Genomic DNA, 22,921 nt, shown 5'->3' with positions numbered 1-22,921 from the left:
GCCTCCACGATGGCGGCTGACGGTGCTTCGTTCAAGTGTACCAGTGATATAATACGCTGGTCGGACTCGCGCAAACGTGCCTGATTTCACGCGCTGTCTTTCGATTGGCACGGAAAAGTAACGAAGCTGCCACGACAGGGGCCTAGCGGCCGCTCACCACAGCCAGAACATTCGGGGGAATATCATGAACCGCGCCTTCTCGGGCGGCGTCGTCGCAACGCTGCTCGCCTGTTCTTCGACGGCCGCACTCGCCCAGGCTCAGGTGCCGGGAGATGATGGCGACATCGTCGTCACCGCGCAGAAGGTGGAGCAAAGGATCGAGGACGTGCCGCTCGCGGTCACCGCCGTCACGCAGGAACGGATGCGCGAGATCGGCGTCAATTCGCTTGCCGAGGTGGCGTTGTTCGTCCCGGGCCTGCGCGTGCAGGAGCAGAGCGCGAACAACCCCGGCTTCGTGATCCGCGGCATCACCTCGGATTCGGGATCGTCGCAGCAGGGCGCGCGCGTCACCCTCTACTATAACGGCGTTGATATCAGCCGCTCGCGCGGGGCGTATCAGGACCTCTTCGATCTCGAGCGGCTCGAGGTGGTGAAGGGCCCGCAGGCGACGCTGTTCGGCACCGCCGCCGCGATCGGCGCGGTCAGCATCGTCTCGGCGAAGCCGCAGCCGGGCTTTTCGGGTGAATTGCTGGCGAGCTATGGCAATTACGATCGCGCGCAGGTCTCCGGCTTCCTTAATGCCGGGAACGATACGCTCGCCGCGCGCCTCGCCTTCGCGTACAAATATCGCGACGGCTATGTCCGCAACATCGCTGGCGATCCGGGTGTGCCGAACCAGAACCAGGGTCGCGTCGATCAGGACGATCTGAACGGCCAGGATCAGCGCGGCATCCGCGGCTCGCTGCGCTGGACGCCGTCGGACGCCGTCACCGCCGATCTCGTCCTCACCTATGACGGGCAGCGCAATCCCGGCACCGCCTTCAAGAGCCGTGTGTTCGCGCCCACCGGCGGGCAGACCGGCGACTTCGGCTATGCGGAGCTCTCCGGCTCGCCGTTCAGCCAGGAGGTGCTCGGCAAGCGCAAGCTTGGCCTCGACCGCGACGTCTATGACGCGAACCTGACGATCAACGTCGATGTCGCCCCCGGCGTCACCTTCACCACCGTCAACGGCTATCGCCGCTTCAACGCGCTGGAGACGTTCGACGCCGACGGTGGCCCCGCCTGGTATCTGGAATTCGCCGAAGATGCGAAGGGTGACCAGTGGAGCCACGAAGGTCGCTTCAACTTCACTGGGGAGCGCTACCGCGCCTCGTTCGGCTGGAACGCCTTTTTCGAAAACGGCTATCAGCGCGTACCCTTTTCGACCGAGGAGGGCACGTACATCGCCTGTTCCATCGCCGCGCCTTATGCGCAGGTGCGCGCCGCGCTGAACGCCGCTGGCCTGCCGACCGGCACCAACTGCATCGCGCCCAACGGCGCCATCCTCGCCGCGCGGGCCACGCAGATCCTGTCGCGCGGCGCTGCGACCGTCGTGCCTTATGCGTCGGAGTTCACCAACTATGGCAACAACGACACCTATTCGGTGTTCGCCGACGCTACCTGGATCCCGACCGACGCCCTTGAGGTGACCGCCGGCGCGCGCGTGCTGATCGAGGATCGCCAGTCGGGCTACAGCGCGATCCAGCCCAATTCGGTGCTGCTCGCCCCGCTCGGCGTGCGCACCAGCCTGCTCGGCACGGTCGGCACCGGCGGCGCGAAGTTCGTGGCGGAGCGCAGCTTCGCCGCGGTGCTCCCGCGCGTGAACGCGCTCTACCGTGTGACCAACGACCTCAACGTCTTCGCCACCGTCAGCAAGGGACGTCGCTCGCCCGTGGTGCAGCTCGGCTCCGCCGCCGGCCCGGCCGGTGCGATCCCCGCGCTGCAGATCGTGCCGGAGGAAACCGTCTGGAACTACGAAGCCGGCATCAAGGCGGGCAGCCGCACGTTGTCTGGTACGCTGTCGGTCTTCTACCAGACCTATGACGACTTCCAGGTCAGCGTCACCGATCCCGACGGCCGCGTGACCACGCAAAGCGCCGGCACCGCCAACAACCTTGGCGTCGAGCTGGAGGGCACCTGGCGCCCGACCCGCTTCCTCAGCGTCTTCGGCAGCTTCGGCTATATCGACGGCGGGATCAGCGACAAGCCGCTGCCCGGCGGTGGCACCAACGCCTTCGCCGGCAACCGCTTCCGCCTCCAGCCGGAGGTGATCGCGGCGGGCGGCGCATCGCTTCGCCTGCCGCTGGCGGACGGCGTCACCTTCTACGCCACGCCCTCGGCGAGCTATCAGAGCAAGGTGTTCTTCGAACTGCCCAACCGGGAGGAGATCAGCCAGGACGGCTATACGCTGGTCAACGTGCGTGCCGGGGTGGAGTTTGCTGACGGCCGCTACCGGATCGGCGGTTTTGCCCGCAACCTCACCAACGAACGCTATCTGATCGACGCGGGCAACACCGGTGGCACGTTCGGCACGCCGACCTATATCGCCGGCGAACCGCGCTTCTACGGCATAGAGCTGTACGGCCGTTTCTGATGAGATGATCGGCCGGGCAGGGAACTACATCTCTGCCCGGCTGTTCTGCCGGCTCTAGCCGCAGCGCAGCAAATAGGCTAACGGCGCCTCAACGCCGCGAGGGCCGCGGCCATTCAGGAATTCCGATGCAGTTGCGCAACATCGCCATCATCGCGCACGTCGATCATGGCAAAACTACTCTTGTCGACCAGCTCTTTCGCCAGTCGGGCACCTTTCGAGACAATCAGCGCATCGAAGAGCGCGCCATGGACTCCAATGATCTCGAGAAAGAGCGCGGGATCACCATTCTGGCCAAGCCGACCTCGATTGAGTGGGAAGGCACCCGTATCAACATCGTCGATACCCCGGGCCACGCCGACTTCGGCGGCGAGGTGGAGCGTATTCTCTCGATGGTCGACGGCGTGATCCTGCTGGTCGATTCGTCGGAAGGCGCGATGCCGCAGACGAAGTTCGTGACCGGCAAGGCGCTGGCGCTGGGCCTGCGCCCGATCGTCGTCGTCAACAAGGTCGACCGTCCCGACCAGCGGATCCAGGAAGTGCTGGACGAGGTGTTCGACCTCTTCGTCAGCCTCGATGCGACCGACGAGCAGCTCGATTTCCCGGTTCTCTACGCCTCGGGCCGCAACGGCTACGCCAGCGAGGATCCCGATCGCCGCGAGGGCACGCTGACCCCGCTGTTCCAGAAGATCGTCGATCACGTGCCGCCGCCGGCGCTCGACGTCGACGCACCGTTCACCTTCCTGGTGACGCTGCTCGATCGTGACAACTTCCTTGGCCGCGTGCTCACCGGCCGCGTCAATTCGGGCACGGTGAAGATCAACCAGCCGATCCACGCGCTCGACATGGACGGCAAGGTGATCGAGACGGGCCGCGCGTCCAAGATCATGACCTTCCAGGGCCTTGAGCGCGTGCCGACCGACGAGGCGCGCGCCGGCGACATCATCAGCCTCGCCGGCCTTGCCGTTGCGACCGTGTCGAACACCATCGCCGACATCACCGTGACCGAGGCGATCCAGGCGCAGCCGATCGATCCGCCGACGCTGTCGATGCGGTTCGCCGTGAACGATTCGCCGATGGCGGGCCGCGAGGGCAGCAAGGTGACGAGCCGCATGATCCGCGACCGCCTGTTCCGCGAGGCGGAATCGAACGTCGCGATCAAGGTGACCGAATCGGCCGACCGCGACAGCTTCGAAGTCGCCGGCCGTGGCGAACTTCAGCTCGGCGTTCTGATCGAGACGATGCGCCGCGAGGGCTTCGAGCTCGGCATCAGCCGCCCGCGCGTGCTGTTCCGCGAGGACGAGAACGGCAAGAAGCTCGAGCCGTATGAAACCGTCATCATCGACGTGGACGAGGAGCATTCGGGCACCGTCGTCGAGAAGATGAACCTGCGTAAGGCCGAGATGACCGACATGCGTCCGTCGGGCGGTGGCAAGACGCGCATCACCTTCTCCGCGCCGTCGCGCGGCATGATCGGCTATCATGGTGAATTCCTGTCCGACACGCGCGGCACGGGCATTATGAACCGGCTGTTCGAGAAATATGGCCCGCACAAGGGCCCGATCGAGGGCCGCAAGAACGGCGTGCTGATCTCCAACGGCGCCGGCGAGGCACAGTCCTACGCGCTCGGCCCGCTCGAGGCGCGCGGCATCCTGTTCGTCGGCCATGGTGAGGCGCTCTACGAGGGCATGATCATCGGCGAGAACGCCAAGACGGAAGACCTTGAGGTCAACCCGATGAAGGCGAAGCAGCTGACGAACTTCCGCGCCTCGGGCGGCAAGGACGATGCGATCCGCCTGACCCCGCCGAAGAAGATGACGCTGGAACAGGCGATTGCGTACATCGACGACGACGAGATGGTCGAAGTGACGCCCAAGACGATCCGCCTGCGCAAGCGCTACCTCGATTCGAACGAGCGCAAGCGCCACAAGCGGTCGGCCGAAGCCGCCTGATCCTTGTTGCCGGACGGGTCGTGATCGGCCCGGACAATTCGACGCCGCTTCGCCGCGGGACGCCAGCGCTGCTGGCACCCCGGCTGAGGCGGCGTTCGTGTGTCTGGCTTTCTCCTGCGCCCATCCCATCAGGTCGCGACTTGCACTCCCGCGCGTGACAGCGGAGAGAAAAGGTCATGGATGATTGCCGCGTTGCGCTGATCGGCTTCGGCTATGCCGGCCGGGTGTTTCACGCGCCGCTGATTGGCGCCACCCAGGGGCTGCGGATCGCTGCGGTCGCTTCCTCGCGTCCCGATACGGTGCGCGCCGCGCTCGGCGATGTCGCGGTCGAGGCGACGCCCGAGGCGGCGATCGCGCGCGACGACATCGATCTGGTGGTGGTCGCCACGCCCAATGATCGTCACGCCCCGCTCGCGCTGGCGGCGCTGGACGCCGGCAAGCATGTCGTGGTCGACAAGCCCTTCGCGCTGACGCTCGCCGATGCCGCCGCGGTGGTCGACGCCGCTCGCCGGGCAAAGCGGCTCGTCAGCGTCTTTCACAACCGCCGCTGGGACAGTGACTTCCTCACCGTCGCGGCAGCGATCGCGCGCGGCGACCTGGGGCAGGTTGTCCATTTCGAAAGCCATTTCGACCGTTTTCGCCCGCAGGTGCGCGATCGCTGGCGCGAGCGGCGCGTGCCGGGCGGGGGCATCTGGTATGATCTGGGGCCGCATCTGATCGATCAGGCGGTGCATCTGTTCGGCATGCCCGAGCGGATCGAGGCCGATCTGGCGGTGCTTCGCCTGGGCGGGCAGGCTGATGACTGGGCGCACGCCGTGCTCGCCTATCCCGACAAGCGGATAATCGTGCACGCTTCCATGCTGTCGGCCGGCGGCAGCCCGCGCTTCGTGGTGCATGGAACGGGCGGTACTTTGGTCAAGGCGATGCCCGATCAGCAGGAGGCGCAATTGCTGGCTGGCATGATCCCGGGCGTGCCGGGCTGGGGGGAAGATCCCGATCCCGCGATCCTCCACGACGGCGCCGGCAGCCGGGCGGTTGCCACGGTCAGCGGCGATCAGCGCCGTTTCTACCGGGGCGTCGTGGCCGCGATCCGCGGGGAGGGGCCCAATCCCGTTCCGCCAGAAGAGGCACTTGCCACCATGTCCTTGATCGAGGCTGGCCTGCGCGCCTCGGCGGAGCGACGCGCGGTCACGCCCGCGCTCCCGGCAAACGTTACAATGTCGTCGGAAACGCCCTGGCGACTGGAAGGCAGGCCGCCGCGCCCATAGGCGTCACCGTTCGTGAAAACGGGAGACTTCATGCGCCTGTCCTGTGCCCTGGTGCCGCTCGCCTTCCTGGCCGGCGCCGCTCATGCCAGCACCTATCCCTCGATCCCCGAGCCGATGATCTTCGACATGGTCCGCCCGCTCGGCGCGGAGCGCGGCGAGCTGGAGGTCAATGTCCTTGCCCAGACCGGCTCGCCCTTCGGCGCGAACGAGACCGAATGGGCGCCAGAGATCGAATATGCCTTTGCCCGGGGGCATGCGATCGAGTTCGAGCTGCCGTTCGACGGCCGCCGGCTGGCCGCCTACAAGCTTGGCCTGCAATCCTCGCTCGGCGCGTCGGCGGACGGGCGCAGCGCGCATGGCGTGCAGTATCTCGGCATCTATCACCGCGACAGCGGCCGCTACACCAACACCTTGCTGTACCTCGCCGGCCACCGCTTCAACGCGCGCTGGAGCACGATGAACATGATCGGGCTCGACGAGATCAGCCTGGGTCGGCGGACGGGACGCAATGGCCTGCTGCTCAACCATGCGCTGTTCTACGATGCGCGACCCGGCACGATCCTGGGCGCCGAGCTGAACGTCGCCGGCGGCGCCGAACGCAGCGTCAAGCTCAGCCCGCAGATCCACCGGCGCGTCTCCCACGCCGCCAACGTCCAGCTGTCGCTTGGCGTGGAGAAGCTGCGCGCCCACCGCGCGCGGCCCACCGCGGGCCTGCGCGTCGTGCGCGAGTTCTGACGCTGTTCCCCGCCGCCGGCTGCACGCGTCAGCCGACTGCGCCGCCCAATTCCATCAACACGTCCCACTCCTCGTCGCGAACCGGCGTCACCGACAACCGGCTCTGCCGCAGCACCTCCAGCCTGGCGAGCCGCGGGTCGCTCTTCATCGTCGCCAGCGGTACCGGGTTGGCCAGCCGTTCTACCGGGCGGACCCGCACCTTGGCCCATTGTTCCTTGTCGCCATCGGGTTGCCATGCGCGGATGATCTCCATCACGCCGACCGCGGCCTTTTCCTTGTTGCTATGGTAGAAGATCGCCTGGTCGCCGGGCTCCATCTCCTTGAGGAAATTGCGTGCCGTATAGTTGCGCACGCCGTCCCACTCGGTCTCGCCCTCGCGGACCAGATCATCCCAACCGTAAACGTCCGGCTCCGACCGGAGCAGCCAATAGGCCATGTCTTTTCCCTAAACCCCTTGTGAACGCGACATTCCGAGCCGGTTCAGCCCGAATCGCGCAAGTAGCATGAACGCGCTTGCCGCATCATGCGTTTGCACCGGGAGAGCGGACCGAGCGTAGCTGTATGAGGAGGTTCGAGATGAACGGTTTTCTGATGAAGGCGGGGCTGGGGACCGCGATGGCCGCCACCGCCCTTGCCGCCGCCGCGCCGGCTGAGGCGCAGCGCTGGCGCCGTGGCTATGATCGCGGCGGCGATGTTGCTGCCGGCGCGCTGATCGGCGGCGTCATCGGGCTTGGCCTTGGCGCGGCGATCGCGTCGTCCAACGATCGTGGTCGCTGGGGCGGCTATGGTTATGACGGCTATTACGATCGCTACGACCGTCGTGGCTGGGCGCCGCGCCGGTATTACAACAACTACCGCTACAATTATCGCCCGCGCTGCTTCCAGCAGTGGCGCTACGATCCTTATTACGGCGGCCGGGTGCCGGTGCGCATCTGCCGCTAGGCCGGGGTCCCACCAGCACGCAGGGACCGGCGCGGGGAGCAACGCTTCCCGCGCCGCTTTTTTTGTTGGGCACCGCGATCGGATCGGCTACGCGCGCGGCCATGACCGATACGCCCCCCGACCATCTTTCGATCGATCCTTCGAGCCCGTATTTCGACCAGCCGACGCTGGAACGCGGCATCGGCATCCGGTTCAAGGGTGTCGAGCGCAAGGATGTCGAGGAATATTCGATCTCGGAGGGGTGGATCCGCGTCGCGCTGGGCAAGAAGGTCGATCGCCACGGCCGCCCGCTGACGATCAAGCTGAGCGGCCCGGTCGAGGCCTATTTCCAGACCGGCGGCGACACTGTCGCTGACGAAGGCGACGACGCCCAGGCCTAAATCCGGCTGGTGACAAACGCGGGAGGGATCGCCTTCCCGCGTCAATCATCACGTACCATCAGGCGCGGCGCCGGCGACATTCCGGCGCAGCGCCCGATACTCAGGCAGCCGACAGCTGCAGCCGCGCGCGCGCGGCATTATATTCGCGCTCCATGCGGTCGATCCGCTCGGCGACGGTTTCCACCTTCTGCACCGCGCCGATGCCCTGGCCCGATCCCCAGATGTCGCGCCACGCCTTTGCCTTCGCCGGCTCGCCGTTCGAATTCTGGCCGAAGTTCATCGTCTTGTAATCGCCCTGGGGCAGATTGTCGGGGTCCAGCCCGGCCCGCTCGATCGAGCCGCGCAGGTAATTGCCGTGCACGCCGGTGAAGAGGTTGGAATAGACGATATCGGCCGCCTTCCCCTCGACGATGCCGTTCTTGTAGCCCTCGTCAGCATTGGCCTCGACCGTCGCGATGAAGGGCGATCCGATATAGGCGAAATCAGCGCCCATTGCCTGCGCGGCGAGCACCGCATCTCCCGTCGCGATCGCGCCCGACAGCGCGACCGGGCCGTCGAACCACTGCCGGATCTCGCTGACCAGCGCGAAGGGCGACAGGCGACCGGCATGGCCGCCCGCACCGCTCGCCACCGGGATCAGCCCGTCGGCACCCTTTTCGATCGCCTTGCGCGCAAACCGGTCGTCGATCACGTCGTGGAAGGTGATACCGCCCCAATTGTGCACCGCCTGGTTCAATTCCTCGCGTGCGCCGAGCGAGGTGATGGTGATCGGCACCTGCCACTTCTCGCAGGTGGCCAGATCCGCCTCGAGCCGGTCGTTGGACTTGTGCACGATCTGGTTCACCGCGAAGGGCGCGGCGGGGCGATCCGGATTGTCCCGGTTGTGCGCCGCCAACTCCTCGGTGATGCGGTGCAGCCACTCGTCGAGCAGCCCCTGCGGCCGCGCGTTGAGCGCCGGGAAGGATCCGACGATCCCCGCCTTGCACTGCGCGATCACGAGATCGGGCCCGGAAATGATGAAAAGCGGGGAGCCGATGACCGGCAACCGCAGGCGAGAAAGGATCGCTGGGACAGACATAATTTTGGTTATGTCCTCCCCGAAACTATCTGTCCAGCATGTACCATCGGCTCCCTGAACAATCGTAAAGGACGCTTAGTCCACCCGGCGCAGGTTGTCGCCGGCGTCGCGTGCATTCTGCACATAATGCGCCGCCGAGACCTTCAGCGATGCGATCGCCGCCTCGTCCAGCTGCTTCACCGCGCGCGCCGGGCTGCCCACGATCAGGCTGCCTGGCGGGAAGGTCTTGCCTTCGGTCACCAGCGCGTTGGCGCCGACGATACAGTCATCGGGGATGACCGCGCGGTTAAGGACGGTCGCGCCCATGCCGATCAGCACGCGGTCCCCGATCGTGCAGCCATGAAGGATGGCATGGTGGCCGATCGTGCAATCCTCGCCGATGGTCAGCGGCGCGCCCGGATCGGAATGGAGCATCGCGCCTTCCTGGATGTTGCTGCGCGCGCCGATCGGGATGGTCGTATTGTCGCCCCGGATCACTGCGCGAAACCACACGCTGCTATCCTCCGCGAGCCGCACGTCCCCCACCAGATCGGCGCTGGGCGCAACCCAGGCGGTTTCGTGACAGACGGGTCGCCGGCCGCGGAATTCGTAAAGGGGCATTTCTCTCTCCTGTATCATCCTTGGACAGTTGCGCACCGCGGTCACGAATGGCGGGTGCGAAAAGGTAAATGCGGCGTTAACCATTGCCTATGGATCGTCAGCCTCCTCCGTCATCCTTTCGCCACCCGATCCGCCAGACGATGGCGCCGCCTACCAAGGGGCGCGATCGGCGCGACGACGATCAGGATCTGAAGCTGTTCGTGCTGAGCTTCACCGCCTTCTTCATCTGCTTCTACACCTTGATGATGTGATCGCCCGTCGCCCAAGCTGACGGTCGCGCCCGCGGGTCAGTCGCAGGCGCGATGCAGCCGCTGCGCGATCCATGCCGAGACGAGGCACATGCCAGCGACCACCAGCAGCAACTGGCTGGCTGTCGCCCCCAGCGCCGTGATCCCCGCCACCGCCGCCGAGCCGATCGTCATAGCGCCGGCGTTGACGACATTGTTCGCCGCCACGGTGCGCGCGGTCTGATCCTTGGGCACGGTGGTGGTGAGAAAGGCGTAGAGCGGCACCACGAACATGCCGCCGAATGTCGCCACGAACAGCAACGTCAGCAGCACGAGCGGCGCGCCGGGATGCGTCACGAACGCGGGAATGTCGTACAGCGTCCCCGCGGGCGCTGCATCCCAGCGGGTCGCGACGAACCAGAAGGCAAGCACCGCCGCGCCCATCGCGATGACCGACGCGGGCGAATAACGCGCCGAGATCTGCCCGCGCAGCATCAGGTTGATCACCACCGATCCGATCGCCACGCCGACCGAGAAGATGGCGAGCACCAGGCTGGCGACGCTGGCGTCCGCGGTCAGCACGTTCTTCACCAGCGGCGGGAAGATCACCACCAGCACCGATCCGATCGTCCAGAAGAAGCTGATCGCGCAGATCGCGAGGAACAGGCGCGGGATGTGCATCGTGCCTGCCACCAGCCGCCACGACGCGCGCAGCGGATGGAAATCGAGCTTCAGTGGCGGGCCGAGGCGCGGGGCAGGGGGCACCAGCCGCGCGGAAATATAGCCCAGCAGCGCAACGAGGAAGGTGGTCGTCGCGATGAGGGTGATCGATTCGTAGATGAACCCGGCCACGATCGTGCCGAGCAGGATCGACAGGTACGTGCCCGCCTCGACCAGGCCCGTGCCGCCCAGCACGTCCTCATCCTCCAGATGCTGCGGCAGGATGGCGTATTTGATCGGGCTGAAGAAGGTCGAATGGATGCCGAGCCCGACGATCGCCAGCAGCATCAGCGCGACCGGCAGCGTCACTTGCCCTGTCCGCGCGAGCAGCAACCCGGCGCAACCGATCGCCATGATCACGAACTCGGCGATTTTCACCAGCCGGATGATGCGCGCCTTGTCGGTCGTATCCGCCAGCTGCCCGGCCAGCGCCGACAGGATGAAATAAGGGAGGATGAAGAGCGCGGCGGCCAGCGCGTTGAAGAAGCTTTCCTGCGTTTCGCTCGCGAAAATTTCGTACGTCGCGAACAGGACCATCGAGGTCTTGAACAGATTGTCGTTAAACGCGCCGAGGAACTGGGTGATGAAAAGCGGCAGGAAGCGTCGCCGTTTAAGAAGCCCGAGGGCATTGATCATGGCGCAAAATGGCCCGGTTGTGGCAGAATGGAGGCGGGCATAGCCGTTGGTCGACGGTCATGCCAACCCTGCGCATAGTACGATCGATGCCGCCCCATGGACCCGATCGGCACGGTGAGCAGGCTTGCACCGGGGCGCTGCCGGTTTAAGTCTGCTGTCGTGTTATCGCTTCCCAACCTTCTCACCCTGTCGCGAATCGTCGCCGTGCCGGCGCTGGTGGCGCTGCTCTGGTGGCCCAGCTGGCACACCGGCTTCGGCCTTGCGTTCGCGCTCTACTGCCTGATGGGCCTGACCGACTATTTCGACGGCTATCTGGCGCGCGCGCAGGGTACCGTCTCGAAACTGGGCGTCTTCCTTGATCCGATCGCTGACAAGATCATGGTCGCGGCGGTCATCCTGATGCTGGTGGGCACGCGGCACAATGACATCGCCGTCATTACCGGCGTTCACATCATCGCCGCGCTGATCATCCTGTTGCGGGAAATCGCAGTCTCGGGCCTGCGCGAATTCCTCGCGGGGCTTCAGGTGTCGCTCCCCGTCTCGCGCCTCGCCAAGTGGAAGACCGCGTTGCAGCTGGTCTCGTTCGGCGCGCTGATCCTCGCCGGCGCCTTGCCCGCGCTCGGCTGGATCAAGCTGGTCGGGCTGGTCTCGCTCTGGGGCGCTGCCGCGCTGACACTGGTCACCGGGTGGGATTATCTGCGCGCCGGCCTGCGGCATATGGACTGACCGGCCATGCGGATGGTGTATTTCGCGTGGGTGCGTGAGCAGGTCGGCGTGCCCGAGGAGGATGTCGCCCCACCGGCCACCGTGGTCACGATCGCCGATCTGGTGGGCTGGCTCGCCGGTCGGTCCGAGGCGCACGCCACCGCCTTTGCTCGGCGCGACCGGCTGCGGGCGGCACGTGACCAGAACTTCGTGCCCCTCGATACGCCGATCGACGGCGCGGCGGAGATCGCGATCTTCCCCCCGGTGACGGGCGGATGATCCGCGTCGTGGTCAGCGACGCGCCGATCGATATCGCCGCGGAAATGACGCTGGCCGAGGGTGCGGGCGACACGCAGGGCGGCGCCGTCGCGACCTTCACTGGTCTGGTGCGCGGTGACGATGGCGTCACCGAACTGACGCTGGAACATTATCCCGGCGCCACCGAGAGGGCGCTCGAGGCGCTTGCCGCGGAAGCGTCCGCGCGCTGGCCGCTCGCGGGCGTGACGATCGTGCACCGGGTTGGGCCGATGGACCCCGGCGACCGGATCGTGTTTGTTGCCGCCTGTTCGGCGCACCGCGCCGCCGCGCTCGACGCCTGCGCCTTTCTCATCGACCGGTTGAAGACCGATGCGCCGTTCTGGAAGCGGGAGCGGCTGGGCGCGGAAACGCGCTGGGTCGACGCGCGCAGCACCGATGATGCGGCCGCCGCGCGCTGGCGCGGCTGAGGGGGGCTAGGCCCTCGCCGTCAGCCCATGCGGGGAACGAGCACGCCGTTCACCACATGAACGATCCCGTTGACCTGCTGGACGTCGGGCGTCTCGACATAGCTCTTGCTGCCATTGGCATCGATCAGCGCGATCGCCTGTCCGTCGCTGGTCGCGGTCAGCGGCACGCCCGCGACCGTGGGCAGCTGCACCGATCCCCCCGCGGCGGCGATCCGCCCGCGCAGGTCGGCGAGGGTGATCGTGCCGGGCACCATGTGATAGCTCATGACCCGGTCCAGCGCAGGCCGGTTGGCGGGGGCAAGAAGCTGGTTCACCGCACCGCGGTTCAGGCGGCCGAAGGCGCTGTCGGTGGGCGCGAAGACGGTGACCGGGCTGGCCGCGGACAAGGTCTGGCGCGCGGTGCTCAGGCTGATCGCCCGGGTCAGCATCCGCAGATTGGGGGCGCTGGCGCAATTCTCCGCGATGGTCCGGTTGCCCAGCATCGCGGCGCCGCCGACATAGGGGTTGATCGCAGTGGCGGCGGCCGCGGCGCGCATCCCCGCGGGGGTCAGCGGCGGTGCAACCGGCGGCGGCTGGTGCGCGACCGCGGTCGGCGCGGGCGGCAGCTGCGCCACCTGCTTTGCCGGCTGGCTGCACCCGGCCAGCACCGCCAGGATGCCGGCCGCTGCCGGCAGGGCGAAGGCTCTCGAACGATGTGCCATCATCGCGGTTAAACGCGGCAGGCATGGCGTTCGTTGCACGCGGGGCGGGGGCAGGTGTTGGCCACGGGCTTCCGTATGCGTGTCCGTGCGGCTAGGCGAGTGAAATGATCGAAGATCCCCTGGGCCCGCTCGACCCCGAATTTGCTGCCGCGTTCAAGCGCGACGATCGTCGCCCGCCGTGCCAGCTGTATCTGATCTCCCCGCTCGACGTTGCCGGCGCTTTCCCGGACCGTCTCGCCCGCGCGCTCGATGCTGGCCCCGTGGCCGCGTTTCAATATCGCGTGAAGGACATCAACCAGCATGATGCCGCGCGTTTCGCCGAGCCGCTGCAGCGCATCTGCGCCGACCGCGACGTGGCGTTCATCGTCAACGACAGCATCTCGCTCGCCAAGCGGCTCGGCGCCGACGGTGTCCATCTCGGCCAGGAGGATGGCGACCCGCGCGAGGCGCGGCAGATCCTCGGCCCCGGCGTCCAGATCGGCGTTACCTGCCACGACAGCCGTCACCTTGCGATGGAGGCGGGGGACGCAGGTGCGGACTATGTCGCCTTCGGCAGCTTCTATCCCACCACCACCAAGGAGGTGAAGCATCGCCCCGAACCCGTGATCCTGTCCTGGTGGTCGACCCTGTTCGAACTTCCCTGCGTGGCGATTGGCGGAATCACCCCAGAAAACGCGCCGCCGCTCGTTGCTGCGGGCGCGGATTTCATCGCCGTGTCGGGCGCGGTCTGGAGCGGTGACGAGGCAGCGGCCGTCCGCGCGTTCAACGCCGCGCTCGGCTGAACACGACGCTCAGCCCTCGCCCGGCGGGAAACAACCGCCGCCTGATCGGTTTGCCGATGATGAAGGTAGAGGCTCCGGCCCCTGCCTTCGCTTGGTTGGAACCGGCAGGGGAGCCAGGATGCAATGACGCGGCTGGGCGGAACGATCTTGTCCCTCATCCTGCTGGCGGTGATCGGTTTCGCCTCCATGCTGTCCTTCGGGCCAGTCGCTCCTCAGAAGCGGCCAAACTTCTCCGCAGACAGGCCGATACCCCCCGCTGAATTCCCGGTCGCGGCCACGATCGGCATGCCCGTGGCAGGGGTTTCGGCGGATCAGATCGCCGACAGCTGGGGCGACAGCCGCGGCGACGGCACTCGCGCGCACCAGGCAATCGACATCCCCGCCCCGGGCGGAACCCCGGTCCTCGCGGCCGCCCCGGGGCAGGTGGAAAAGCTCTTCGAAAGCGCCGCCGGCGGCACCACGCTCTACGTCCGCTCGCCGGGCCGGGAATGGATCTATTATTATGCGCATCTCGCCGGCTACGCCCCGGGAATCCGCGAAGGATCACCGGTTCAGCGCGGCACGCTGCTGGGATTTGTCGGCGACACGGGCAACGCAGGGGCGGGCAACACGCACCTGCATTTCGCGGTCAACCGGATGGCGCCGGGTGAGCGCTGGCATCAGGGAACGCCGGTCAATCCATACCCGCTGCTTGCCGGATCGGCACTTCGCCGCTAGACGCGCCCATCGCTCTTTCCAGCAGGTATAGACCATGAAGATCAGCGGCGTCGATATCCGTCCGGGTAACATTATCGAGTATGAAGGCGGCATCTGGCGCGCCGTGAAGATCCAGCATACGCAGCCCGGCAAGGGCGGCGCCTATATGCAGGTCGAACTCAAGAACCTGCGCGATGGTCGCAAGAATAACGTGCGTTTCCGCTCGGCGGAAACGGTGGAGCGCGTTCGCCTTGATACCAAGGATTTCCAGTTCCTGTTCGCTGAGGGCGACAGCCTCGTGTTCATGGACAAGGAAACCTATGACCAGGTGACGCTGCCGCGCGATCTGCTTGGTGATGCCGCCGCGTTCCTGCAGGATGGCATGGACGTGGTGATGGAACTCTACGAAGAGGAAGCCATCAGCGTGCAGCTGCCGGATACGATCGAGGCGACGATCGTCGAGGCGGACGCCGTGGTGAAGGGGCAGACCGCCTCGTCCAGCTACAAGCCGGCCGTGCTCGACAATGGCGTGCGCGTGATGGTGCCGCCGCACATCGCAAGCGGCACGCGCATCGTGGTCGACGTGTACGAGCAGACCTACGTCCGCCGCGCCGAATAGTCTTTCCCGCAGGCGGGAGGGGCCAGGGGAGGGCATGTCTCCCGGCGTCGCGTTTTCGTTTCAGGCCCTCCCCTCGCTTCCTCACGGGGAAGCAAGAAAGTAGACGACATGCCAGCTCATTCCGGTCTCTTCACCGTCATCGAACGCGCCGCTCGCAAGGCCGCGCCACGGCTGCGGCGCGACTTCAACGAAGTCCAGCACCTTCAGGTGAGCCGCAAGGGGCCGGCGGATTTCGTGTCCATGGCTGACAAGCGTGCCGAGCAGACGCTGTATGAGGAGCTTTCCAAGGCGCGACCCGACTGGGGCTTCATCATGGAAGAGCGCGGCGAAGTGGCGGGCGACCCCAACAAGCCGCGTTTCATCATCGACCCGCTCGATGGCACCACCAACTTCTTGCACGGCATCCCGCATTTCGCGATGTCGATCGCGGTTGAAGAGCCGATGCCCAACGGCAAGCGTGACATCACGACCGCGCTGATCTACCAGCCGCTGACCGACGAAAGCTTCTGGGCGGAGAAGGGACGCGGGGCGTGGTTGCAGGACCAGCGCCTGCGCGTATCTTCTCGTCGTGAGCTGACCGAGGCGGTCGTCGCGACCGGCATCCCGTTCATGGGCCATGGTGACTTTGCCGAATGGACCCGCATCTTCGGCTCCATTGCGCCGCAGGTGGCGGGTATCCGCCGGCTGGGCTCGGCGGCGCTTGATCTTGCCTGGGTCGCGGCCGGCCGGTTCGACGGTTATTGGGAATCAAAGCTGCACATCTGGGACGTCGCCGCCGGCATGTTGCTGGTCAAGGAAGCCGGCGGCTTCGTGACCGATTTCCGCGGTGGTGATCGCGCGCTGGAACGCAACGAGTTCCTCGCCGCCAATGACGGCCTGCACTCCAAATTGCACAAGCTGCTGGCTGGTGCGCTCCGCTGAGTTGACGCTGCTCGGGAATGTTTGCGCGTGCCCGTTCAAGGCGCGCGCGCATGGCTGTCAGAACGTATACACCAGCGACGCCCGGCTGATCGTGTCCGTGGACACGCGGCCCTCGGGCGGCATGCTTTCATATTGTACTGTGTAGCTCACCTGCGCGGAGAGCGGCCCCAGCAGCTTGGCGGCCATCGCGGTCGTGCTGCTGACGGTGGAGTTGAACTGCTGCAGATAGGCCGATGCGTCCTGCCGCAGCGTCAGGCCGGGGGTCAGTTTCCAGTCAAAGTCCACGCTCCCGCGCGCTGCGATGCTGCTCTCCACCGTTGCATCGGTGAATTCCGTGTGACGGAAGGCAGGGCCCAGTTCCAGGTTCAGCGTCACCTTGGGTGACTGGATCGCGCTGTAACCCGCACCGGCCGATGCCGAATAACGATCGGAATAGCCCAGGAAGCGATCGCTTTCATACTGAAGCGCGCCATAGACATAGCGACGGGAATCGAGTTTCCAGTTGGGCTCATAAGCGGCGAGATAATGTTCGCGCGTGGTGATGCCGAGGCTGCGCTGGTAATCGATCCGCCCGCGTAGCTTGTGCCGCCACTCCAGCCCTTCGCGCGTCAGGTCCAGCACGCCGGTTGCGCCCGCCGTGTTGGAATTACCGGTCGTGATGAAGCCTCCCACCTCGGCGCGCCCGACCCACAGGTCGGTCCAGCCGGCCCGGACGATCCGCGTCTGGCGATCCTTGGCGCGCACCTCGCGCCATTCGTCCGCGATCCGCAGCACAGCATCGCCGCTCGCCGGATCGGCGGCGCGGGCATATTTGACGATGGTCGAAACCTCGTTCTCGTTACCCGAGGCGATGGCGGCATCCAGCATCGCGCGGATCGGCGGCGGAATGACGATCCGCTCCTCATCCTGCGTGGCGCCTCCATCAGCAGCAGCTGTCGCAGCGATCAGGAGGAGCGGGTAGATCACGATGCAGTCATACCTAAAAGCGTGAAGCGGGTGAACGGAAGGCCGGTGGGCAGTGGGTCAACCGAGGTGAGTTGAAAAGGCGCCGAGCACTTCCCGATAGAGCGTGCGCTTGAACGGAACAATGATGGTCGGCAAGTCTGCGGGGTCTGCCCATTTCCAGGCGCGGAATTCGGGATGCTGCGTGTCGATCCGGATGTCATTGTCCGAGCCGAGGAAGCGGAAGAGGAACCAGCGCTGGACTTGCCCGCGGTAGCGGCCCTTCCATACCTTCCCAATGAGCTCAGGCGGAAGGTCGTAGCGGAACTCCTGCGGCGCCTCGGCGATCAGGGAGACGTGCTCTGGCCGGATACCGGTTTCCTCGCCCAGTTCGCGCAGCGCCGTTTCCAGGGGTTGCTCGCCCGGGTCGATGCCGCCTTGGGGCATCTGCCAAGCCTCCAGGGTAGTATCCAGCCGCTGGCCGACGAATACCTTGCCGCTGCCATTGAGCAGCATGACGCCCACGCAGGGTCGGTACGGGAGATCGGCCGTGGACATGAAAAGCTACCCTCTGTTCTGCGCGTGGGCGAGGACCTCATACGCCATCACCGCAGTCGCGACAGCCGCGTTCAGGCTGTCCGCTTTACCAAGCATCGGCATTTTGACGAGGAGGTCGCATTCCGCCTCGATCTCCGCCGGCAGGCCTTGCGCTTCGTTGCCCGTCAGAAGGAAGGTGGGCGTTTGATAATCTGCATGACGGTAATGGTTGTCGGTGCGCAGGCTCAGGCCGACCAACTGGCCGGGCCCGCTTCGCAGCCAAGGCAGGAACTGGTCCCACGATGCGCGCACCAGTGGCACGGTGAACAGCGCCCCCATGCTGGCCCGCACTGCTTCGGTCGAGAATGGATCGACGCTGTCGCCGATCAGGACCAGTCCGCCCGCACCCACCGCATCTCCCGTGCGCAGGATCGTGCCGAGGTTACCGGGATCTCGGAGCCGTTCGGCGACAAGCCAGATCGGGCTGGTGGTGCGATCAAGATCCTCGAGACGCGAATCGAACGTGTCGAACGCACCGACCACGGCCTGGGGATTATCCTTGCCCGACAGCTTCGAGAGGATCGCTTCGCTGGTCTCGATCGCTTCGCCGCCGCTGCCTTCGACCGCATCCACCAGTGCGGATACGAGCGGATGCCGGGCGCTGGGGGCGGCAAAGAACAGATAGCGCGGAACACGGCCTGTCTCGCGCGCCTCAGTCAGGATGCGCAGCCCCTCGGCAAGGAAGAGGCCTTCTTCGCGGCGATGACGCTTGTCGCGCAGCGATTGGATCCGCTTGACCAGCGGATTGGAAAAAGCGGTGATGGTACGCGGCATCTCTGATCCGTTGTCAGTCTTCGCCGAACTTCTCTTCGACAAGGGCGCACATCGTGTCGACCACCTGAGCGGCATTGTCGCCCTGCGCGCTGATCGTGATCGTGTCGCCCTTCGCGGCGCCCAGCATCATCAGCCCCATGATCGACGTGCCCGTCACGGTAGCACTCCCCTTCGCGACCTGCACCGCGATCGGCTGCTGCGTTGCAAGGGTGACGAACTTCGCGCTGGCCCGTGCGTGGAGCCCACGGCGGTTGGAAATGAGAACCTCGCGCGAGACCGTCACGCGACCGCTTCGCCCATACCCAGAACCTCGGAGGCGACAGAAATGTACTTTCGCCCTGCCTCTCGCGCGGCTGCGACCGCGGCGGCAACCCCCATCTTGCGACGCGCCGACTCAAGCCGGATCAGCATGGGCAGGTTGATGCCTGCGATCACCTCGATGTGGCCGCGCTCCATCAACGAAATGGCGAGGTTGGAGGGCGTGCCGCCGAACAGGTCGGTCAGGACGATGACGCCGCGCCCGCCGTCAACATCGGCGATCGCCTGGCGAATATCCGCGCGGCGCGCCTCCATGTCGTCGTCAGGGCCGATCGCGACCGTGCGCACCTGCTCCTGCGGCCCCACCACATGTTCCATTGCCGTCACGAATTCATCGGCCAGCCGGCCGTGCGTAACGAGCACCAGCCCGATCATCTGTGTCGTCAATCCGTTCATTGCCCGTCAGGCCGATCCTCGAACGTACCCTGCTGCAGTGCCGCAAGATCCCGATGGACCACCGTGGGCGAAAATGCCGCGCTGCGCAACCGCGCCGCCACGCGCTCCGCCACATGGACCGACCGGTGTCTTCCGCCGGTACAACCGAAAGCGATATTGATATAGGATTTTCCTTCGGCGCGGTAGCGGGGCAGCAACAGCAGCAGAAGGTCCTCGATCCGCGACACGGCAGGCTCATAGGCAGGATCTTGCGCAACATAGTCCGCGACCGGCGCGTCGATACCCGTGCCCGGACGCAACGCGGGATCCCAATGCGGGTTGCGCAAAAACCGCATGTCGAAGACGAGATCGGCGTCCCGGGGCAAGCCCCGCGAGAAGCCGAAAGACATGACCGTGATCGCGGGTTCTCCCAGACCCGGGTGGAAGAACCGGCGCCGGATAGCCTGTGCGAGATCGGCACTGGTGTAGTAGCTGGTGTCAATCAGGCCCGCAGCCCAGCGGCGCAGTGGATCGACAAGGGCACGCTCCCGCTCGATCCCTTCCCGTGCGGGGCGGTCGGCGGCGAGGGGGTGGCGACGGCGCGTTTCATCATAGCGCCGGGCAAGCTCGTCGGATGCGCAGTCAAGGAACAGGACGCTGATGTCGTGCCGACCGGCGGACCGAAGCCGATCGACCAGTCTCACGATCGCTTCCGCATCGAAGTCCCGCGTGTTCGCGCCGATGCCGATGGCAAGCGGACGTGACGTCTCATCACGACCAAGAGCCGCCTCGGCACTAAGCAGGCGATCGAGCAGGAACAGGGGGAGATTGTCGACGATCTCCCATCCCAGATCCTCCAGCGTGTTCAGGGCGGTGGATTTGCCTGCTCCGGACATCCCGGTGACCAGCAGGATTTGGGAAGGAGGCGTCATGGGAAATCGTGTCTCAAGGCATATTCGATGACGAGTGGTGCGGAGGCCGGTCGTGGATCAAGGTTCACGAGCCGAACCGCTATTCCAGCGAACGTCTCGACCAATCGTTCCGGCATACGCTCGGGCGCGGGCATGTTGTCCCGGAGAAGCCGGACGGCCAGCGCGACGGGCACGTCATCAACGTGGGGAACCGGCACAATCCCGAGGCCGCGAATTTCCAGGCGCCCGCCAATGGTCATTGGCGCACTGGCGAGCAATGCCGAGGGCGTCGGTGTGAGCCGGGTATAGTCATCGGACACCAGCAACGCCCCCCGATCGATCAGGCGAAGCGCGAGATCGGATTTACCCACGCCTGATGGACCCATCAGCATTATCCCCCGCCCGTCGATCGCAACGGTCGAGGCGTGAATAGTCTCAATGCCAGGCATGTTATTGATAACCGGGGAAGGGGAGGCGGAGGACGAAGCGGGCGCCACTTAATCGATCCTCCCGCGACTCGACGTGAATTGTCCCGCCATGCGCCTCCACGATCGTCCGGGCAATCGCCAATCCCAGGCCGGAGTGCCGCCCGAAATCCTCGCCGTCGGGACGGATCGACTGAAATCGACGGAAGATGGCTTCGCGCGCGTCCTCGGGCACGCCCGGCCCTTCGTCCTCGAAGCGCAGCTCAAGCTTCCCCGCACGGACCGCGGGCGCGATCGACACGACACCGCCCTGCGGGGAAAACGAGACCGCATTGTCGATCAGATTCTCGAACACCCGCTCAAGGCGCGCGCCTTCCCCAAGGATGACGAGCGGCGTTGCGCCCGCATCATCGAACCGAAGGCGAACGTCACGGTCGATACCGCGCTCCTGATGATGGGCAATGATCGCCTTCAGCATCGCGCCGATATCGACGGGTTCGAATTTTGCGCGGCTGAGCTGCGCGTCCAGTCGCGAGGCATCCGAAATGTCGCTGATCAAACGATCCAGGCGGTGCACGTCGTCCCGAACGATCGCCAACAGGCGCGCCTGAAGTTCGGGATCCTTGACGCTGGCGAGGCCGTCAACGGCGGAGCGGAGGGAGGCGAGGGGGTTCTTTAATTCGTGCGTGACGTCGGCTGCGAATGCCTCGGTCGCGTCGATGCGTGCCCGCAGCGCGAGGCTCATGTCCGACAGCGCGCGCGCCAGCATGCCGATTTCGTCCCGTCGATCCGGCAGGCGCGGCACCACCACCTCGCGCGCACGTCCCAAGCGGACGCGAACCGCCGCCCGCGCGAGCCGGCGGAGCGGCCGGACGATCGTGCGCGCGAGGAAGAGCGACAGGAGGATCGACACCAGCGTCACGACGGCCAGGACGACGCTCAGCCGGAAACGCTCGACCCGTACGGTCTGGGTAATGTCTCGCGCGTTGATCGTGGTCATCAGGGCGGCGTTACCGTTCGGCTGCCGCGCGGCTGCGGTAATGACCGGGGTGCGATCGGGCGCCCGCCACACCGTGCCCGATGGGTAACCGGTCAGCGCGCTCTTCACGTCCGTCCAGTCCAGCCCATCGTCACGCTCACGATACAATGGCGGGCGTTTGGCTCCGACGACGGTGTCGATGCCGGCGTCGAGGAAGCGCGCAATTCGCTGGCCGAGGCCGTCCTTGTCTGGATCGCGCAGCAGGAAGTTGCGCTCGCCCAAGGCGCGGCTGTCGTAGAGCAGGTCGCCATTGGCAGCGAAAAGGCGGATGCGTGTGCCCGTATCGCGCGCAAACAGGCGAATGAGCGGCGCGCGCGTAGCCGCCGGGGCGACGGCCAGAGCCTCCGCCATGAGGCGCGCCTCCCGGATCGCCTGCTCCGTTCGGCTGTCGAGGATCCTGCTGCGATAGGAATCGAGGTAAAAGAACCCGCCTGCCAGAAGCAGGAGGGCGAACACATTCACCGCGAGGATCCGGCGGGTAAGCGATACCCGCCCGGACCAGCGAAGCGTCAGGTCGCTGGAGTCATTCTTCTGAGAAACGGTATCCGGCGCCATATAAAGTCTCGATGGCGTCAAAGGCCGGATCAACCTGTCGGAACTTGCGACGAACGCGCTTGATGTGGGAATCTATCGTGCGGTCATCGACGTAGATGTCGTCTTGGTACGCCGCGTCCATCAACTGATTGCGGGTCTTCACGATGCCAGGGCGCTGCGCCAGCGTCTCCAGGATCAGGAATTCGGTGACCGTCAGCGTGACCGGTTCACCCTTCCACGTCACCTTATGCCGCGCGGGATCCATCGAGAGGTGCCCGCGGTCGAGCGCCGCCGCAATCTCAGCCTCGCCAGGCTCGCTCGCCAGCGCGAGGTCGGTGCGGCGCAAGATGGCGCGGATACGCGCGATCAGCAGCCGCTGGCTGAAGGGCTTGGCAATATAATCATCCGCGCCCATCGCGAGGCCAAGCGCCTCGTCGAGTTCATCATCCTTGCTCGTCAGGAAGATGACCGGAACCTGGCTGCGCTCACGAAAGCGCCGAAGGAGCTCCAGCCCGTCCATTCGCGGCATCTTGATGTCGAAGATTGCGAGGTCCGGCGGATTATCCACCAGAGCCTTCAGCGCTGTCTCACCATCCGAATAGACCCGCGTCAGAAACCCTTCGGTCTGAAGCGCGATAGACACGGAGGTGAGGATATTTCGGTCGTCGTCGACGAGCGCGATCGTTGCCGTCATGGAACGGAGCGATACTGCAAAGCGGCTGATGTCTCAATGGTGTGTGACAAGAGTGA

The 22,921-nt window shown here is 65.8% G+C and carries 27 protein-coding genes; 13 read left to right on the top strand and 14 right to left on the bottom strand.

What is annotated here, in order from left to right:
- Positions 1-184 precede the first annotated feature (184 nt).
- The 4 genes from XM50_RS15190 to XM50_RS15175 all read left to right on the top strand — a co-directional run bounded on the left by XM50_RS15190 (position 185) and on the right by XM50_RS15175 (position 6,524).
- A complete protein-coding gene (locus XM50_RS15190; RefSeq protein WP_046410671.1) occupies positions 185-2,572 on the top strand; it encodes a TonB-dependent receptor in 2,388 nt (795 codons plus the stop codon).
- Positions 2,573-2,697: 125 nt separating this feature from the next.
- Positions 2,698-4,521, top strand: a complete 1,824-nt coding sequence (gene typA / locus XM50_RS15185) for a translational GTPase TypA (protein ID WP_046410670.1) — start codon at positions 2,698-2,700, stop codon at positions 4,519-4,521.
- Positions 4,522-4,697: 176 nt separating this feature from the next.
- The gene (locus tag XM50_RS15180; RefSeq protein ID WP_046410669.1) at positions 4,698-5,789 is read left to right on the top strand and encodes an oxidoreductase; all 1,092 of its coding nucleotides are present in this window, start codon (positions 4,698-4,700) and stop codon (positions 5,787-5,789) included.
- A gap of 30 nt (positions 5,790-5,819) precedes the next feature.
- Positions 5,820-6,524: a hypothetical protein gene (locus XM50_RS15175; RefSeq protein WP_046410667.1), complete on the top strand. Its 705-nt coding sequence runs from the start codon at positions 5,820-5,822 to the stop codon at positions 6,522-6,524.
- Between the two features lie 28 nt (positions 6,525-6,552).
- On the opposite strand, the gene XM50_RS15170 is transcribed toward XM50_RS15175, so the two are convergent.
- Positions 6,553-6,960, bottom strand: a complete 408-nt coding sequence (locus tag XM50_RS15170; protein WP_046410665.1) for an EVE domain-containing protein — start codon at positions 6,958-6,960, stop codon at positions 6,553-6,555.
- A 140-nt stretch (positions 6,961-7,100) separates the two neighbouring features.
- On the opposite strand from XM50_RS15170, the gene XM50_RS15165 reads away from it, so the two are divergent.
- Positions 7,101-7,466, top strand: a complete 366-nt coding sequence (locus tag XM50_RS15165; protein WP_046410664.1) for a hypothetical protein — start codon at positions 7,101-7,103, stop codon at positions 7,464-7,466.
- A 101-nt stretch (positions 7,467-7,567) separates the two neighbouring features.
- Positions 7,568-7,846: a DUF3297 family protein gene (locus tag XM50_RS15160; protein ID WP_046410662.1), complete on the top strand. Its 279-nt coding sequence runs from the start codon at positions 7,568-7,570 to the stop codon at positions 7,844-7,846.
- 100 nt (positions 7,847-7,946) lie between these two features.
- Here XM50_RS15160 and XM50_RS15155 read toward each other — a convergent pair whose 3' ends face one another.
- The 3 genes from XM50_RS15155 to XM50_RS15145 all read right to left on the bottom strand — a co-directional run bounded on the left by XM50_RS15155 (position 7,947) and on the right by XM50_RS15145 (position 11,107).
- A complete protein-coding gene (locus XM50_RS15155; protein WP_046410661.1) occupies positions 7,947-8,924 on the bottom strand; it encodes an NAD(P)H-dependent flavin oxidoreductase in 978 nt (325 codons plus the stop codon).
- Between the two features lie 75 nt (positions 8,925-8,999).
- On the bottom strand, positions 9,000-9,524 hold the full coding sequence (locus XM50_RS15150) for a gamma carbonic anhydrase family protein (protein ID WP_046410659.1): 525 nt from the start codon (positions 9,522-9,524) through the stop codon (positions 9,000-9,002).
- A gap of 287 nt (positions 9,525-9,811) precedes the next feature.
- Positions 9,812-11,107 carry an MFS transporter gene (locus tag XM50_RS15145; protein WP_046410657.1) on the bottom strand — a complete coding sequence of 432 codons (1,296 nt, stop codon included), beginning with the start codon at positions 11,105-11,107 and terminating at the stop codon, positions 9,812-9,814.
- A 159-nt stretch (positions 11,108-11,266) separates the two neighbouring features.
- Between XM50_RS15145 and pgsA the strand changes: the two genes are divergently transcribed.
- From pgsA to XM50_RS15130, 3 genes are read left to right on the top strand one after another with little or no spacing between them, the layout of a single operon-like run.
- Complete coding sequence (gene pgsA, locus XM50_RS15140) at positions 11,267-11,833, top strand: CDP-diacylglycerol--glycerol-3-phosphate 3-phosphatidyltransferase (RefSeq protein ID WP_046411745.1); 567 nt, start codon at positions 11,267-11,269, stop codon at positions 11,831-11,833.
- Between the two features lie 6 nt (positions 11,834-11,839).
- Positions 11,840-12,091: a molybdopterin converting factor subunit 1 gene (gene moaD / locus XM50_RS15135; RefSeq protein WP_046410656.1), complete on the top strand. Its 252-nt coding sequence runs from the start codon at positions 11,840-11,842 to the stop codon at positions 12,089-12,091.
- A complete protein-coding gene (locus tag XM50_RS15130; RefSeq protein WP_046410654.1) occupies positions 12,088-12,537 on the top strand; it encodes a molybdenum cofactor biosynthesis protein MoaE in 450 nt (149 codons plus the stop codon). The genes moaD and XM50_RS15130 overlap by 4 nt, the downstream gene beginning before the upstream one ends.
- 20 nt (positions 12,538-12,557) lie before the next feature.
- Here the strand turns inward: XM50_RS15130 and XM50_RS15125 are convergent, their stop codons facing one another.
- Entirely contained in the window at positions 12,558-13,238 is a 681-nt protein-coding gene (locus XM50_RS15125; RefSeq protein ID WP_046411744.1) for a fasciclin domain-containing protein, read from the bottom strand.
- A gap of 104 nt (positions 13,239-13,342) precedes the next feature.
- Here XM50_RS15125 and thiE point away from each other — a divergent pair, with 104 nt between their 5' ends.
- The 4 genes from thiE (at position 13,343) to XM50_RS15105 (ending at position 16,256) form a co-directional block, all read left to right on the top strand.
- Positions 13,343-14,020, top strand: coding sequence for a thiamine phosphate synthase (gene thiE / locus XM50_RS15120; RefSeq protein WP_046410653.1), 678 nt, complete (start codon positions 13,343-13,345; stop codon positions 14,018-14,020).
- Positions 14,021-14,143: 123 nt separating this feature from the next.
- Positions 14,144-14,737, top strand: a complete 594-nt coding sequence (locus XM50_RS15115) for a M23 family metallopeptidase (protein WP_046410651.1) — start codon at positions 14,144-14,146, stop codon at positions 14,735-14,737.
- A 34-nt stretch (positions 14,738-14,771) separates the two neighbouring features.
- The gene (efp, locus tag XM50_RS15110) at positions 14,772-15,335 is read left to right on the top strand and encodes an elongation factor P (RefSeq protein WP_046410650.1); all 564 of its coding nucleotides are present in this window, start codon (positions 14,772-14,774) and stop codon (positions 15,333-15,335) included.
- A gap of 108 nt (positions 15,336-15,443) precedes the next feature.
- On the top strand, positions 15,444-16,256 hold the full coding sequence (locus tag XM50_RS15105; RefSeq protein WP_046410648.1) for an inositol monophosphatase family protein: 813 nt from the start codon (positions 15,444-15,446) through the stop codon (positions 16,254-16,256).
- Between the two features lie 57 nt (positions 16,257-16,313).
- Here XM50_RS15105 and XM50_RS15100 read toward each other — a convergent pair whose 3' ends face one another.
- From XM50_RS15100 to XM50_RS15060, 9 genes are read right to left on the bottom strand one after another with little or no spacing between them, the layout of a single operon-like run.
- Positions 16,314-17,222, bottom strand: coding sequence for a DUF481 domain-containing protein (locus XM50_RS15100; RefSeq protein WP_231621995.1), 909 nt, complete (start codon positions 17,220-17,222; stop codon positions 16,314-16,316).
- Between the two features lie 57 nt (positions 17,223-17,279).
- The gene (locus XM50_RS15095; protein ID WP_046410647.1) at positions 17,280-17,756 is read right to left on the bottom strand and encodes an RNA pyrophosphohydrolase; all 477 of its coding nucleotides are present in this window, start codon (positions 17,754-17,756) and stop codon (positions 17,280-17,282) included.
- Between the two features lie 6 nt (positions 17,757-17,762).
- On the bottom strand, positions 17,763-18,569 hold the full coding sequence (locus XM50_RS15090; protein ID WP_046410645.1) for a TrmH family RNA methyltransferase: 807 nt from the start codon (positions 18,567-18,569) through the stop codon (positions 17,763-17,765).
- A gap of 13 nt (positions 18,570-18,582) precedes the next feature.
- The gene (locus tag XM50_RS15085; protein WP_046410643.1) at positions 18,583-18,852 is read right to left on the bottom strand and encodes an HPr family phosphocarrier protein; all 270 of its coding nucleotides are present in this window, start codon (positions 18,850-18,852) and stop codon (positions 18,583-18,585) included.
- Positions 18,849-19,262, bottom strand: coding sequence for a PTS sugar transporter subunit IIA (locus XM50_RS15080; RefSeq protein ID WP_046411740.1), 414 nt, complete (start codon positions 19,260-19,262; stop codon positions 18,849-18,851). Before XM50_RS15080 ends, XM50_RS15085 begins: the two co-directional genes overlap by 4 nt.
- 17 nt (positions 19,263-19,279) lie before the next feature.
- Positions 19,280-20,194, bottom strand: coding sequence for an RNase adapter RapZ (rapZ, locus tag XM50_RS15075; RefSeq protein WP_046410642.1), 915 nt, complete (start codon positions 20,192-20,194; stop codon positions 19,280-19,282).
- Positions 20,191-20,622 carry an HPr kinase/phosphorylase gene (locus XM50_RS15070; protein ID WP_046410640.1) on the bottom strand — a complete coding sequence of 144 codons (432 nt, stop codon included), beginning with the start codon at positions 20,620-20,622 and terminating at the stop codon, positions 20,191-20,193. Before XM50_RS15070 ends, rapZ begins: the two co-directional genes overlap by 4 nt.
- 1 nt (position 20,623) lies before the next feature.
- Entirely contained in the window at positions 20,624-22,192 is a 1,569-nt protein-coding gene (locus XM50_RS15065) for a sensor histidine kinase (protein ID WP_046410639.1), read from the bottom strand.
- Positions 22,161-22,865 carry a response regulator transcription factor gene (locus XM50_RS15060; protein ID WP_046410638.1) on the bottom strand — a complete coding sequence of 235 codons (705 nt, stop codon included), beginning with the start codon at positions 22,863-22,865 and terminating at the stop codon, positions 22,161-22,163. The genes XM50_RS15065 and XM50_RS15060 overlap by 32 nt, the downstream gene beginning before the upstream one ends.
- Positions 22,866-22,921: the final 56 nt, after the last annotated feature.

The organism is Sphingomonas sp. Ag1 (assembly GCF_000980895.1).
Lineage (GTDB): Bacteria > Pseudomonadota > Alphaproteobacteria > Sphingomonadales > Sphingomonadaceae > Sphingomonas > Sphingomonas panaciterrae.
Note: the sequence above shows the minus strand (reverse complement) of the source record. Positions and strands in the feature narration are given on the sequence as shown.

Excerpts from the sequence above, each read along its gene's own strand:
- XM50_RS15190 (WP_046410671.1), top strand. The coding sequence starts at position 185 with ATGAACCGCGCCTTCTCGGGCGGCGTCGTCGCAACGCTGCTCGCCTGT.
- typA (WP_046410670.1), top strand. The coding sequence starts at position 2,698 with ATGCAGTTGCGCAACATCGCCATCATCGCGCACGTCGATCATGGCAAA.
- XM50_RS15180 (WP_046410669.1), top strand. The coding sequence starts at position 4,698 with ATGGATGATTGCCGCGTTGCGCTGATCGGCTTCGGCTATGCCGGCCGG.
- XM50_RS15175 (WP_046410667.1), top strand. The coding sequence starts at position 5,820 with ATGCGCCTGTCCTGTGCCCTGGTGCCGCTCGCCTTCCTGGCCGGCGCC.
- XM50_RS15170 (WP_046410665.1), bottom strand. The coding sequence starts at position 6,960 with ATGGCCTATTGGCTGCTCCGGTCGGAGCCGGACGTTTACGGTTGGGAT.
- XM50_RS15165 (WP_046410664.1), top strand. The coding sequence starts at position 7,101 with ATGAACGGTTTTCTGATGAAGGCGGGGCTGGGGACCGCGATGGCCGCC.
- XM50_RS15160 (WP_046410662.1), top strand. The coding sequence starts at position 7,568 with ATGACCGATACGCCCCCCGACCATCTTTCGATCGATCCTTCGAGCCCG.
- XM50_RS15155 (WP_046410661.1), bottom strand. The coding sequence starts at position 8,924 with ATGTCTGTCCCAGCGATCCTTTCTCGCCTGCGGTTGCCGGTCATCGGC.
- XM50_RS15150 (WP_046410659.1), bottom strand. The coding sequence starts at position 9,524 with ATGCCCCTTTACGAATTCCGCGGCCGGCGACCCGTCTGTCACGAAACC.
- XM50_RS15145 (WP_046410657.1), bottom strand. The coding sequence starts at position 11,107 with ATGATCAATGCCCTCGGGCTTCTTAAACGGCGACGCTTCCTGCCGCTT.
- moaD (WP_046410656.1), top strand. The coding sequence starts at position 11,840 with ATGCGGATGGTGTATTTCGCGTGGGTGCGTGAGCAGGTCGGCGTGCCC.
- XM50_RS15130 (WP_046410654.1), top strand. The coding sequence starts at position 12,088 with ATGATCCGCGTCGTGGTCAGCGACGCGCCGATCGATATCGCCGCGGAA.
- XM50_RS15125 (WP_046411744.1), bottom strand. The coding sequence starts at position 13,238 with ATGGCACATCGTTCGAGAGCCTTCGCCCTGCCGGCAGCGGCCGGCATC.
- thiE (WP_046410653.1), top strand. The coding sequence starts at position 13,343 with ATGATCGAAGATCCCCTGGGCCCGCTCGACCCCGAATTTGCTGCCGCG.
- XM50_RS15115 (WP_046410651.1), top strand. The coding sequence starts at position 14,144 with ATGACGCGGCTGGGCGGAACGATCTTGTCCCTCATCCTGCTGGCGGTG.
- efp (WP_046410650.1), top strand. The coding sequence starts at position 14,772 with ATGAAGATCAGCGGCGTCGATATCCGTCCGGGTAACATTATCGAGTAT.
- XM50_RS15105 (WP_046410648.1), top strand. The coding sequence starts at position 15,444 with ATGCCAGCTCATTCCGGTCTCTTCACCGTCATCGAACGCGCCGCTCGC.
- XM50_RS15095 (WP_046410647.1), bottom strand. The coding sequence starts at position 17,756 with ATGTCCACGGCCGATCTCCCGTACCGACCCTGCGTGGGCGTCATGCTG.
- XM50_RS15090 (WP_046410645.1), bottom strand. The coding sequence starts at position 18,569 with ATGCCGCGTACCATCACCGCTTTTTCCAATCCGCTGGTCAAGCGGATC.
- XM50_RS15080 (WP_046411740.1), bottom strand. The coding sequence starts at position 19,262 with ATGATCGGGCTGGTGCTCGTTACGCACGGCCGGCTGGCCGATGAATTC.
- rapZ (WP_046410642.1), bottom strand. The coding sequence starts at position 20,194 with ATGACGCCTCCTTCCCAAATCCTGCTGGTCACCGGGATGTCCGGAGCA.
- XM50_RS15070 (WP_046410640.1), bottom strand. The coding sequence starts at position 20,622 with ATGCCTGGCATTGAGACTATTCACGCCTCGACCGTTGCGATCGACGGG.
- XM50_RS15065 (WP_046410639.1), bottom strand. The coding sequence starts at position 22,192 with ATGGCGCCGGATACCGTTTCTCAGAAGAATGACTCCAGCGACCTGACG.
- XM50_RS15060 (WP_046410638.1), bottom strand. The coding sequence starts at position 22,865 with ATGACGGCAACGATCGCGCTCGTCGACGACGACCGAAATATCCTCACC.